Source organism: Ensifer sp. ENS06 (assembly GCF_014852205.1).
In the GTDB taxonomy this organism is placed as follows: domain Bacteria; phylum Pseudomonadota; class Alphaproteobacteria; order Rhizobiales; family Rhizobiaceae; genus Ensifer; species Ensifer adhaerens.
Genome location: NZ_JACVBC010000001.1, coordinates 458,067 through 470,712, shown reverse-complemented (window position 1 = coordinate 470,712; position 12,646 = coordinate 458,067). Strand labels below are relative to the sequence as shown.

General features: G+C 62.6%; 11 protein-coding genes and 1 tRNA gene. 3 read left to right on the top strand and 9 right to left on the bottom strand.

Translation table 11 applies throughout. The annotated features are described in order from the left end of the window. Positions 1–16: 16 nt before the first annotated feature. From phoB to phoR, 7 genes are all read right to left on the bottom strand, one after another. Complete coding sequence (gene phoB, locus IB279_RS02340; protein WP_034797168.1) at positions 17–700, bottom strand: phosphate regulon transcriptional regulator PhoB; 684 nt, start codon at positions 698–700, stop codon at positions 17–19. A 202-nt stretch (positions 701–902) separates the two neighbouring features. Further along, positions 903–1,616, bottom strand: coding sequence for a phosphate signaling complex protein PhoU (gene phoU, locus IB279_RS02335; RefSeq protein WP_089043230.1), 714 nt, complete (start codon positions 1,614–1,616; stop codon positions 903–905). A gap of 50 nt (positions 1,617–1,666) precedes the next feature. Beyond that, positions 1,667–2,482 carry a phosphate ABC transporter ATP-binding protein PstB gene (gene pstB / locus IB279_RS02330; protein ID WP_034797173.1) on the bottom strand — a complete coding sequence of 272 codons (816 nt, stop codon included), beginning with the start codon at positions 2,480–2,482 and terminating at the stop codon, positions 1,667–1,669. Between the two features lie 13 nt (positions 2,483–2,495). Next, a complete protein-coding gene (gene pstA / locus IB279_RS02325) occupies positions 2,496–3,818 on the bottom strand; it encodes a phosphate ABC transporter permease PstA (RefSeq protein ID WP_034797174.1) in 1,323 nt (440 codons plus the stop codon). Further along, positions 3,815–5,299, bottom strand: coding sequence for a phosphate ABC transporter permease subunit PstC (gene pstC, locus IB279_RS02320; protein ID WP_113187536.1), 1,485 nt, complete (start codon positions 5,297–5,299; stop codon positions 3,815–3,817). The genes pstA and pstC overlap by 4 nt, the downstream gene beginning before the upstream one ends. 94 nt (positions 5,300–5,393) lie before the next feature. Then, positions 5,394–6,428 (bottom strand): substrate-binding domain-containing protein, encoded by a 1,035-nt coding sequence (locus tag IB279_RS02315; RefSeq protein WP_034797176.1) that lies wholly within the window; start codon positions 6,426–6,428, stop codon positions 5,394–5,396. Positions 6,429–6,623: 195 nt separating this feature from the next. Then, positions 6,624–7,889, bottom strand: a complete 1,266-nt coding sequence (gene phoR, locus IB279_RS02310; protein ID WP_113187537.1) for a phosphate regulon sensor histidine kinase PhoR — start codon at positions 7,887–7,889, stop codon at positions 6,624–6,626. 232 nt (positions 7,890–8,121) lie between these two features. Here phoR and ppk2 point away from each other — a divergent pair, with 232 nt between their 5' ends. Then, positions 8,122–9,018, top strand: coding sequence for a polyphosphate kinase 2 (gene ppk2, locus IB279_RS02305; protein WP_034797604.1), 897 nt, complete (start codon positions 8,122–8,124; stop codon positions 9,016–9,018). 85 nt (positions 9,019–9,103) lie between these two features. Here the strand turns inward: ppk2 and IB279_RS02300 are convergent, their stop codons facing one another. Further along, positions 9,104–10,330 carry a biotin transporter BioY gene (locus IB279_RS02300; protein ID WP_113187509.1) on the bottom strand — a complete coding sequence of 409 codons (1,227 nt, stop codon included), beginning with the start codon at positions 10,328–10,330 and terminating at the stop codon, positions 9,104–9,106. Between the two features lie 343 nt (positions 10,331–10,673). Here IB279_RS02300 and IB279_RS02295 point away from each other — a divergent pair, with 343 nt between their 5' ends. Together IB279_RS02295 and IB279_RS02290 are read left to right on the top strand one after the other, a co-directional pair. Continuing rightward, a complete protein-coding gene (locus IB279_RS02295; protein WP_113187538.1) occupies positions 10,674–11,684 on the top strand; it encodes a nitronate monooxygenase family protein in 1,011 nt (336 codons plus the stop codon). Positions 11,685–11,760: 76 nt separating this feature from the next. Further along, positions 11,761–11,836: transfer RNA gene (locus IB279_RS02290), tRNA-Thr, on the top strand. Positions 11,837–11,916: 80 nt separating this feature from the next. Here the strand turns inward: IB279_RS02290 and IB279_RS02285 are convergent. Beyond that, positions 11,917–12,588 (bottom strand): VOC family protein, encoded by a 672-nt coding sequence (locus tag IB279_RS02285; RefSeq protein WP_113187510.1) that lies wholly within the window; start codon positions 12,586–12,588, stop codon positions 11,917–11,919. Positions 12,589–12,646 lie beyond the last annotated feature (58 nt).

The window sequence follows — 12,646 nt, the reverse complement described above, 5'->3', positions numbered from 1 at the left end:
GCGACTTTCAGACCGCTCAGCTTTCGAGCGAATAGCCGGCGCCGCGAACGGTGCGGATCACGTCGGGCATGTTCGAGAAGTTCAGAGCCTTGCGCAGACGACCGACATGCACGTCGACGGTTCGCTCGTCGACATAGATGTCATGCCCCCAGACGCCATCCAGAAGCTGCGAGCGAGAGAAGACGCGGCCCGGCGAGGACATGAGGAACTCCAGAAGACGGAACTCGGTCGGGCCGAGGCGCACTTCGCGGCTGCGGCGATGAACGCGGTGGGTCTCGCGGTCGAGTTCGATGTCGCCGCAGCGAAGCAGCGTCGAGAGCACCTCGGGCTTTGCCCGGCGCAGCATCGCCTTGACGCGCGCCATCAGCTCCGGCGTCGAGAAGGGCTTGACCACGTAGTCGTCGGCACCCGTCGCCAGACCCCGGACGCGCTCGCTTTCCTCGCCGCGCGCCGTCAGCATGATGATCGGCAGACGTTCGGTCTCCGGACGCTGGCGCAGCCGACGGCAAAGTTCAATGCCGGAAACACCGGGCAGCATCCAGTCGAGGATAAGCAGGTCGGGCAGCCGCTCCTGAAGCCGGATCTCCGCCTCGTCGCCCCGCAGGATCGTATCGACGTCGAAGCCCTCGGCTTCCAGATTGTAACGCAGCAGAACGCTCAGCGCCTCTTCGTCTTCGACTACGGCGATTTTTGGCAACATCAGGTAACGTCTCCTTACCGCGGGCGGCCTTTGGGCTCATCGGCCCGGCCGGCGCTCAGACACTCTAAATCTGGAGCACATCCGCCGTTTTCAAAGGCGGGGCGAAAACCGCATGCTTCAGATACAGGAATTCGGGGCCGCGACCGAAGCCGCGACCGGATCAGATTTCAAAGGGCATGCATGCTTACGGCGCGCTTGGCGCTCAGTCGTTGACCGAGCCCAGCGTCGACGTGGTGTCATCCTTCGGACGCTCGCCTTCCGGCTGAGCACCCGTCGCCATGTAATAGATCGTCTCAGCGATATTGGTCGCGTGGTCGCCGATGCGCTCGATGTTCTTGGCGCAGAACAGAAGATGCGTGCAGGGCGTGATGTTGCGCGGATCTTCCATCATGTAGGTCAAGAGCTCGCGGAACAGCGAGGTGTAGATCGCGTCGATCTCCTCGTCACGCTCGCGGATGCTGTTGGCCTTTTCCGGCGAGCGCGAGGCGTAGACGTCGAGCACTTCCTTGAGCTGGACGAGAGCGAGCTCTGCCAGATGCTCGAGGCCACGGGCGAGCTTGCGCGGAATGCCGGAGCCGGCGACCGCGATCACGCGCTTGGCGGTGTTCTTGCCGAGGTCGCCGACGCGTTCCAGATCGGAGGCGATGCGGATCGACCCCATGATCTCACGCAGGTCGGCGGCGACCGGCTGACGCTTGGCGATCGTGACGATCGCCTTCTCACCGATCTGGCGCTCGGCGTCGTCGAGGACGGTGTCGTCCGAGATCACCTTCTGTGCGAGAGCCAGGTCGGAGTTGACCAGCGCGCGAACGGACTCGGCGACCATCTGTTCGGCGAGGCCGCCCATCTCCGAGATGCGGCGCGTCAGGTACTTCAGTTCTTCGTCATAGGCGGACATGATATGCATGGACATGATCGTCGATCCTTACGGGCGCTTTGCAGTTACTGTTGCAGCCTTATGCGGCCTCAGCCGAAGCGGCCCATGATGTAATCCTGGGTGCGCTGGTCATCCGGATTGGTGAACATCTTGTCGGTGTCGTTCTCCTCGACGAGATTGCCGAGGTGGAACATGGCGGTGCGCTGCGAAACGCGGGCGGCCTGCTGCATCGAGTGGGTCACGATGACGATCGTGAAGTTCGTGCGCAGCTCGTGGATGAGCTCTTCGACCTTGGCGGTCGCGATCGGATCGAGAGCCGAGCACGGCTCGTCCATGAGGATGACTTCCGGGCTGACGGCGACGGCACGCGCGATGCAGAGGCGCTGCTGCTGACCACCGGAAAGGCCGGTGCCGGGCTCCTGCAGACGATCCTTTACCTCGTTCCACAGACCGGCCTTCTGCAGGCTGGTCTCGACCACTTCGTCAAAGTCGGCCTTGGTGCGGGCAAGGCCGTGAATCCGCGGGCCGTAGGCGACGTTGTCGTAGATCGACTTCGGGAACGGGTTCGGCTTCTGGAAGACCATGCCGACGCGGGCGCGAAGCTCGACGACGTCGATCGTCGGGTCGTAGATGTCGTCCTCGTCGAGCGTGATCTTGCCGGTGACGCGGCAGTTCTCGATCGTGTCGTTCATGCGGTTCAGCGTGCGCAGGAAGGTCGACTTGCCGCAACCCGAAGGACCGATCAGCGCCGTGACCGTGTTCTCGCGGATGTTGAGGTTGACGTCGAAAAGCGCACGCTTCTCGCCGTAATAGACCGACACATCCTTGCCGATCATCTTGTAGGGCACGGTGTTCATTTTCTGATCCAGAGCCTTCTCGACTGCTGCTTCTGACATGATGTTCATAGTAATTACCTCACTACCAGCGGCGCTCAAAGCGACGTCGCAACAGAATGGCTCCAAGGTTCATGACGACCAGGAAGATGAGAAGAATGATGATTGCGCCGGAGGTGCGCTCGACGAAGGCGCGTTCCGCCTCGTTGGCCCACATGTAGATCTGCACCGGCAGTGCCGTCGACGGTTCCATAGGCGAACCGGGAAAATCGACGACGAAGGCGACCATGCCGATCAGGAGCAGCGGCGCGGTTTCACCAAGCGCGTGGGCAAGACCGATGATGGTGCCGGTCAGGATGCCCGGCATCGCCAGCGGCAGCACGTGGTGGAAGATGGTCTGCATCTTCGACGCACCGAGACCGAGGGCCGCCGAGCGGATCGACGGCGGGACCGCCTTCAACGCCGCACGGGTGGCGATGATGATCGTCGGCAGGGTCATCAACGTCAGCACGAAGCCACCGACGACGGCTGCCGAGCGCGGCATGCCGGCGAAGTTGATGAAGACGGCGAGACCCAGGAGGCCGTAGACGATCGACGGAACGGCCGCGAGGTTGTTGATGTTGACCTCGATCAGGTCGGTCAGCCGGTTCTTCGGCGCAAACTCCTCGAGGTAGATCGAGGCGGCGACGCCGATCGGAAGCGACAGCACCAGCACGATCAGCATCATGTAGAGCGAGCCGAGGGCAGCGACGCCGACGCCTGCCGCTTCGGGACGGCTGGAGGCGCCGAAGGTGAAGATGCCGGTGTTGAAGCTCTTCTTCAGGATGCCGGCGCTCGCCAGCTCGTTCATCCAGGTGACCTGCTGGTCCTTGACCTTGCGCTTGCCCTCATCGACCGAGAGATCGATCTGGCCCTTGAAGGCGGAGTCGATGTTGGCCTCGGCCAGCAGCGTGACAGGAACCGTCTTGCCGATGATCGACGGGTCGGCGGCGACCATGTCGCGCAGGAGCGTGCGGGAGCTCGCGGAAACCATGTCGGTCGCCTGCTTAACCTGCGGCCGCTTGGTGGCGTCGATGCCGAGCTGCTTGACGAGCGCGTCGCGCACCAACAGCGGATAGTTGGCGGTCATCAGCACCTTGCCGTCGGTCGCGCGTTCGCCTTTGGGGTCAATGACCTTTTCGGTGAATTCGATCGGCAGCGTAATCGTCGTCTGCTGGAATGCGGTGTAGCCGTTGGAAAAGACGGTCCACAGCAGCAATGCCAGGAAGAAGAGACCGGTGCTGATCGCGGCCATGCCGTAGAAGCGGAACCGGCGTTCGGCAGCATAGCGACGCTTGATGCCGATATCGCGCTTGGCGGATGCGGGACGGGCGGAGATCCGGACGGTCGGGGAAGCGATGTCGGTCATTCGTACTGTTCCCGGTATTTGCGCACGATGTAGAGCGCGTAAATGTTGAGGCCGAGCGTGATGACGAAGAGCGTGATGCCGAGTGCGAAGGCCACCAGCGTCTGCGGCGAGGTGAACTCGAGGTCACCTGTCAGCTGGTTGACGATCTTAACGGTCACCGTCGTCATCGGCTCGAAGGGATTGATCTGCATGCGGGCCGCCACACCGGCTGCCAGCACCACGATCATGGTCTCGCCGACGGCGCGCGAGGCGGTGAGCAGCAGCGCGCCGACGATGCCCGGGAGGGCTGCCGGAAGGATGACCTTCTTGACCGTCTCCGAGCGGGTGGCGCCAAGGCCGAGCGAGCCGTCACGAAGTGCCCGCGGCACCTGGGTGATGATGTCGTCCGACAGCGACGACACGAATGGGATCAGCATGATGCCCATGACGATGCCCGCCGTCAGAACGCTCTGTGCCTGGATGAAGTTCTGGTAGTTGCCGGTCATGAGACCGTTCATCTGGGCGGAGATGTCACGCAGGAACGGGCCAACGGTCACCAGCGCAAAGAAACCGTAGACGATGGTCGGGATGCCGGCGAGCACTTCGAGCAGCGGCTTTGCGGTCGAACGCAGGCGCGGGCTTGCATATTCCGCCATGTAGATCGCCGCGAAGAGGCCGATCGGCACCGCAAACAGCATGGCGACGAAGGCGATGTAGAGCGTGCCGGCAAGAAGCGGGATGAGGCCGAACTGGCCCGAAGCGCCGCCGCTGCCAGCAGCGGCAAACCGCGGATCCCAGACCGTGCCGAAGAAGAACTCGAACGGCGAGACCATGGTGAAGAAGCGTCCGGCTTCCGACAGCATCGAGGCGACGATGCCGACCGTCGTCAGGATGGCGATGGAGGACGCGACGATCAGCGAGCCGAGAATGACCCGCTCGACCTGGTTGCGGGCGCGGAAGCGGGTCGCGACGTTGCGGATGGCGTAGACGCCGCCGGCAATCGCGATCAGCAGAACGGCGACCGTCATCAGCCAGCGGTTGGTCGCGGTCATCGCGTTGAAGTGCTTGGCGACGGCGACCATGTAGGGATCGCCTTCGCCAGCAAGGGCAACGCCCTTGGACGCGAGCGTCGCGCGAAGATTGGCGGAGCCGCTCTCAAGGGCTGCGAGTTCCTCGCCGCTCAGGCGCAGAAGGCCACCGGCAACGGATTTGACCTGACCGAGCGCGAGCTGCACGGCGGCAGGGCCCTGGCTCTGGACGGTATCCGGCAAGGCCGCGCGCGTGCTTCCGTCGATATAGACGGGAGCGGCGAACAGCCAGGTGCCGAGAACGAGTGCGGCCGGAAGCATCGCCCAGATGGCGACGTAGCTACCGTGATAGCCCGGCAGAGAATGAAGGTTGGAGAGCTTGCCGCCGGACTGCGCCAGCGAACGGGCGCGGCCTGCAAAATAAGCAATGAAACCAATAACAATAATGAGCAAAAGAAGGAGCGAAGTACTCATCCGCACGTCTCCCCGGCATCGCCCGTCATGGGTGCCGGCAAATCGAATGAAGGCATGCCCCGGCGCGAAGACATCGCGCCGGGGCTTGTCATTATCAGAGCATGTTGCCGGCAGAGAAAGCCTTGCGGATTTCTTCGCGCTCAGCGTCCGGAGCCGCAACGAGGCCGTATTCGGCGAGCGGGCTTTCCGGGCCGATCATCTGGTCGTCGAGGAAGAACTCAACATATTCCTTGAGGCCGGGAATAACGCCGAGATGTGCCTTCTTGACGTAGAAGTACAGCGGGCGGGAAACCGGGTACTCGCCGGAAGCGATCGTTTCGGTCGACGGTACGATGCCGTTGACGGTCGCGACCTTCAGCTTGTCGGCGTTGTTTTCGTAGAACGACAGGCCGAACACGCCGATGCCGTTCTTGTTGGCAGCGATACGGGCGAGCGTTTCGGTGTAGTCGCCGTCGATGTCGACAGCCAGGCCGTCCTTGCGGACTGCGACGCACTTGCTGTGCTGCTGCTTTTCATCGGCAACGGCAGCCTTGATCACGTCAACGGCGCCAGCGTTCTTGCAGCCTGCAGCGAGGATCTTCTCTTCGAAGACTTCGCGGGTGCCGTGCTTTTCGCCCGGGATATAAGCGGCGATTTCGACGGCCGGCAGGGCGGCGTTGACTTCGGACCACTTCTTGTAGGGGTTGGCGACGATCTTGCCGTCGACGACGACTTCAGCAGCGAGCGCCTTGTAGAGGTCTTCCGGCTTCAGGGCGAGGTCGGCATTGCCGGCGTCGGTCGCAAAGACGATGCCGTCATAACCGATCTTCACTTCCTGGATTTCGGTGACGCCAGCGGCCTTGCAGGCCTCGACTTCGCTGTCCTTGATCTTGCGCGAGGAGTTGGCGATGTCGATGGTATCAGGGCCGACGCCCTTGCAGAATTCCTTCAGGCCAGCGGAGGAGCCGCCGGATTCGACCACCGGGGTCTTGAAGTCGGGGAAGGTCTCGCCGAACGTCTCGGCGACGATTTTGGCGTAGGGAAGAACGGTCGAGGAGCCAGCGACCTGAACCTGATCGCGAGCGGCGGCTGCGCCGGCAAATGCGGCCGAAGCGACCAGCGCCGCGACAGTGAGTTTAAGAGCTTTCATAAAAGTTCTCCCGGAATGGGCTTGTGTTGGTGTGCGCCAAGCGTTGCAGCGCTCTTCGCCGTCTTATCGGCTGCCCCTAACTAGCTGCCGATGGCCACACCTTTTATGTCAGTTCGACGAAACATTTATGACAGCTCATGTCATTGAAAATGCTAATTAAAAGTGAACACCCCCGGGTTTTCCCGCGCCAATATGTCAGAAGCGGACCGTAAAGGTCGTGCCTTTGCCGACCTCTGAATGGATGAGGAGCCGGGCACGATGCCGCGTGAGAATGTGCTTGGCGATGGCAAGGCCCAGGCCGGTGCCCTTCTTCGAGCGGCTGGCCTCGACATTGACCCGGTAAAACCGCTCGGTGATACGCGGCACATGCTCGGCCGGAATGCCCGGGCCATAGTCCTTCACGACGACTTCGGCCTCGCCTCCCTCGCCGCCATGCAGGATTATGTCCACCTTCTTGCCTTCCTGGCCGTACTTGCACGCATTCTCGATCAGGTTCTCGAAGACCTCGATGAGTTCGTCGCGTTCGCCGCGGACGACCACGGGCTTGTCCGGCACCACGAGCGAGACGGTGACATCCAGATCCTTCGCCAGGGGCAGCAGGCTGTCGCGGACATGCCCGAGCAGCGGCGCCAGATCGACGGGGTCATCGGGCGCGATATGCGAGCGCAACTCCAGCCGCGACAGCGACAGCAGATCGTCGACAAGCCGGCTCATGCGCGTCGCCTGCTCGTGCATGATGCCGAAGAACTTTTCCTGCGCCTTCAGATCGTTGCGCGCCGGACCCTGGAGCGTCTCGATGAAGCCGCGCAAGGATGCCAGCGGCGTGCGCAGCTCGTGGCTGGCATTGGCGACGAAGTCCGAGCGCATGCGGTCGATACGGCGCGCCTGAGAGATGTCGCGATAGGTCAGCAGGAAGATCCGCTTGACCGGCCCGTCGCCCGGAATTTCAGCCGGAGCGACCCGCACCACATAGACGGCGTCGGACGGCAACTGCTCGTTATGCTCGATCTGGTTCGCCTTGCCGGTCGCCATCGTCTCGCGGACCATGTCGAGGATGCCGGGCGAACGCACCCGAGCGGCAAGATAGGTGTTTGGCGGAATGGTCCCGAAGGCCTTCTCGGCTGCAATGTTCTGGAACACCACCGTCTCGTCGGCAGCAATCACCAGAACCGGCATGTCGAGCGCGTTCAGCGCGGGCACCAGCGGATCGCTCGCCGGGCCGGCAGCGACCACCGCCTTGGCCGGGCTCAGAATAACCGAGGTTGGCGCGCTACGGTTGAGCAACGCGGCGACGAGAACGATCCAGAAGGGCAGGACAATGAGGAAATGAATACCCGCGACGGTCGCAAGGATCGCCAGGAGCACGGTGAGCCCCAGCAGCCAGCGCTCTGCTTTCAGCCGCGGAACCAGGTTCCGCCAGAACGCCTTCGAACCGTCCACCTCGACATCCTCATGAATCACTTTCTTTTCCTCCCGGACCAAAATGGTCGAGGAATAGCGATCCTTCATGACATGATTTTCACGACCGGCTTGAATCCGCAACGCAATTATGGCCTCCTCCAACGAAATCGGGTCGCGAGCGCCTTGTTTATCCGATGACAGGCGCAGGCCCGAAAGTTTGAAAACGCGCATGATCCTTCCGATGATCGAAGCCGGTTTTCGGGCCCCTGCGCCAAGCCGAAAGGGCGAACCGATGGCAGCGACGGATACGGCGGACAAGGCGGAGAACCGCGCGGTGGAACTCGAAATCGGCGGCAAGAGTCGCGTTTTCGACATCGACAATCCCGAGTTGCCGAAGTGGATCGACGACGCGGCATTTTCCTCCGACGACTACCCCTACAAGAAGAAGCTCGACGACGACGAATATCTGGAAACGCTGGAAAAGCTGCAGGTCGAACTGGTCAAGGTTCAGCTCTGGCAGCAGAAGACCGGCAAGCGCATGATGGCGTTGTTCGAGGGCCGGGACGCCGCCGGCAAGGGCGGTGCGATCCATGCGACTATGGACAACCTCAACCCTCGCTGGGCGCGTGTCGTCGCTCTGACCAAACCGACCGAAACCGAACGCGGGCAATGGTATTTCCAACGTTATGTCGCGACCATGCCGACGGCCGGCGAATTCGTGCTGTTCGACCGCTCCTGGTACAACCGCGCCGGCGTCGAACCGGTCATGGGCTTCTGCACACCCGAAGAGCACAAGCAGTTCCTGAAGCAGGCTCCCCGCTTCGAGAAGATGATCGTGCATGAGGGCATCCAGTTCTTCAAATTCTGGATCAACATCGGCCGCGAGATGCAGCTGAAACGCTTCCACGATCGCCGCCACGACCCACTGAAGATCTGGAAGCTGTCGCCGATGGACATCGCGGCGCTCAACAAATGGGACGATTATACCGCCAAGCGCGACGAGATGCTGAAGGAGACCCACACGGATCATGCACCCTGGACGGTGGTACGCGGCAACGACAAGCGGCGAGCCCGGCTCAACCTGATCCGCCACATCCTTTCCTCGCTCGATTACGAGGGTAAGGACAAGGGCGCGATCGGCGAGGTCGATGACAAGATCATCGGATCCGGCCCCGGTTTCCTGAAATAGACGCCTGCCCTGTCAAAACCGATGACGCCGATGGGGCCGACAGGTTTTCCCGCCGCCCCACCTCGGAAAGCCTTGGCGACCGGCCTTATTGCCCCGGTAGGACGCGGATGGCGTAGAGGCTGAGGCTCTTGCCCTCACCGCTGATATCGCTGTTGATCACGATCTGGCCCGGCGAGCTCGGCGCCAGGCTACGGTCGAAGGTGATCTTGAACAGCATGTCGAGCCGCTCGTCATGCACGGTGAAGCGATGGCGCCCGCATTCGCCGAGCGAGGAGAAATTGCACTCGACCGCGAACTCCGTGGTCTTGCCGGGCTCGGCCTGCACGGTCAACGCCAGTGTCGACGTCTTGCCGGAGAGTTCCGCCAGGACCGCGGCCGGGATTTCGATGGTGATATCCCCTTCCGCGTCGGCGACCGCCGATGTCAGCTGCACGCGTCGCCCGCCTTCGTCGTCCACCGGCTCGACCTTTGCCTGCGCTCCGGGCGCGATCGCGCCGGTTTCCTTGGGCGTGAAGACCTCGACCCAATCGCCGGTAAAGCCCTGCTGCGCGCCGAGTGTCCGCAATCCCGCCGCGCCATCGAAGTCTTCCGACGCGACCGATGCCGGGGGATTGGCAACATTCGTGTCGCGCTCGGCGGCAGATTTCAGCAGGTCATTGGTCTGCACCCACCAGGCCGCGGCCCCTGCTGCGGCGGCAAGCGTGACGACGACCATGGTGAAGGACAGAAAGCGGCTGCGCTTGCGCCGGCGTTTGCGCGTATCTCCGCGGACCGTGGGCGCGATGCTCGCAGCTTCGCCAGCATCTGCCGTGCTCTCGGCGGCTGCACGCGTCGATACCACCGGACCGTCGCGATCGGCACGCAGACCACCGAGACCGCCATCGCTCGCCGCCTGGCGCGGCGCGTCGCCGGCAAAACCGGGTTCCCGACGACCGGCCGCCGGGGCCTGTGGCTGGCTCTGAGGTGGAGCCTGGGTCTGAGGTTGGGGTTGGGCCTGCGTCGGTGACCGGACTTGCGGCTCGACCCGTGGCTGTGCCGGCCCGCGCGCCCGCGCGGCATCGTCGAGGCTGACCACCGGAGGTGCCGGTTGTCGCGTCCTCAGTGCCGCTCTCTCTTCCGTTTCGATCGCATGGATGACGGCTTCGAGCCGATGGCGCTGCTGGGCGATGACGTTGCCGTCCTCGATCCCCTGTTTCTGCAACCCGGTTTCGAGCGCCTGACGGGCAGATTGATAGATGCGCGCCCGCGTTTCCGCATTGGCGCGATCGGAGCGCTCAAGGGCATTTCTGATTGCAGTCTCAAGTCCGCTCACATCAAGTCCTTCTGTGTAGGCAGGGCTTTGGACCTGCCGGCGCGCCGCGGTTGACCACCGCTCTCGATCCAACCGCAAGGGCATAAGGGTTAAATCTGGAGGCACGCCGTTGGTTTTGTTAACAATTGCGTAACCGCTGCTGCCAGAATCCGCAAGTCCGGCGACGGGCGCGACCGGCCAAGGCCGGGGAAAACGCTTTGCTTCGCCGCGCCTGCGAGAAAAAGAGGCGGCGACATCACGGCCAAACCGCCCCCTTTGCAAGCGGCAAACTTGCTGCTATCTGTTTTGACGTTTACGCAAACGTCAAAAATTTGGCGCGCCTTACCGAGGGATGGAGAAACCGATGCCGCTTCCGCCAATTCTTTCCGGAACGACGAGACTGCCGGTTGTCGGCGCCCCCCTGTTCATCATTTCCAACCCGAAGCTGACGATCGCGCAGTGCAAGGCTGGCGTGATCGGCGCCTTCCCGGCGCTGAACGCCCGCCCGCAATCGCAGCTCGACGAATGGCTGGCCGAGATCACCGAGACGCTTGCCGACCACGACGCCAAGAATCCCGGCCGGCGGGCCGCTCCCTTTGCCGTCAACCAGATCGTGCACAAATCCAATGCGCGGCTCGAGCAGGATCTGATGCTCTGCATCAAATATAGGGTGCCGGTCGTCATCTCCTCGCTCGGCGCCGTGCCCGAGGTTAATGCCGCCATCCATTCCTATGGCGGCATCGTGCTTCACGACGTCATCAACAACCGTCACGCCAATTCGGCAATCCGCAAGGGCGCCGACGGCCTGATCGCGGTGGCCGCCGGCGCCGGCGGCCATGCTGGCACGCTTTCCCCGTTTGCGCTTGTCCAGGAAATCCGCTCCTGGTTCGACGGGCCGCTGCTTCTCTCGGGCGCGATCGCTACCGGCGGCGCCATTCTGGCGGCCCAGGCGATGGGCGCCGACATGGCCTATATCGGCTCACCCTTCATCGCGACGGAGGAAGCGCGCGCCAGCGACGCCTACAAGCAGATGATCGTCGACAGCAACGCCGCAGACATCGTCTACTCCAATTATTTCACCGGCATCCACGGCAACTACCTGAAGCCCTCGATCTCGGCCGCTGGCATGGATCCGGACAATCTGCCCGAAGCCGACCCGTCGAAAATGGACTTCGGCGCGGCGACCGACGGCGCCAAGGCCTGGAAGGACATCTGGGGATGCGGCCAGGGCATCGGCGCGGTCAAGGAAGTGACATCCGTCGCCCGCATGGTCGACCGGCTCGAGCGCGAATACGATGCAGCGCGCACCCGCCTCGGCCTGCACTCCGCACCCGCAGCGACAGCCAACAAGGAATTTTCAAGTTCTCGCAACTGATGGCTTGAAATCTCGGCGCTTTGCGTTTATCAGCGCCTCACATTCGTTCCGCGGGCTTCCGCGGAACTGCCTCCGGGCCGCTTTAGCTCAGTCGGTAGAGCACATCATTCGTAATGATGGGGTCACGTGTTCGAGTCACGTAAGCGGCACCATTCCTCCTTGAAAAGAAAAGCACGATCGCCAACGGCGAAAGTACCACTCTGTCGTCGGACAATCGATTGCCGAGATTGCCCTATCTCGCTCGGACGCTCCAGCCGTGCTGGGCATCAGACACGGTTCCAGGTGACTTCACGTCGGTCACCCAAATCTCCAGTCCATTGGCACCCGGTCGTTGACGCTTTTGCGGAAACCACGGCCGGTTCGGGTCGACGGCAATCAGCATGCCTTCATCATTGCCGATCGCGGCAAAGCTGGACGAGGCTGGCCCCACCGTTCCGACACCGAACGTCCAAGCCGCCTCGGCCACCATGCCCTCGACATCATCGGAGGGAACGCCGACCTCGCTCAGGCAGGACAGGTCAGCGCCGCTGAACGGTCGCTTGTCCGCAGGATGGATCAGCCTGCGGCGGCCGATCAATTCGAGCACGGCATTGTCGGGGCCGTCGAAGTAGATCGACTTCGATTGCCAATCTCCTTCAAGGGCAAAGCACGCGTCTCCACCCGGCTCCTTTTGGAGCAATGTCCGCCCCTCCAGCCAAGCGACGGCCATGTCAAAACGCGCAAAGGGGACGTTGAAGGCCAGGTGCACGCCGTGTGGCGCTCCCTCAGCGGCCGGGATCAGCTGGATTTCGCTCCAGCCCACCTTGATGGAGTTCCCGGCCGTCGGCAGTTCGAGGACATCGCGAAAGAAGGCAGCACTATTGGCGACGTCCGATGCCGGCAGAATTAGTCTGGAGATGTGCATGAAGTCCGATCCGTCACATGGCAATTGGCTCTATCGGACAAGTTCATAAGACCTCAAG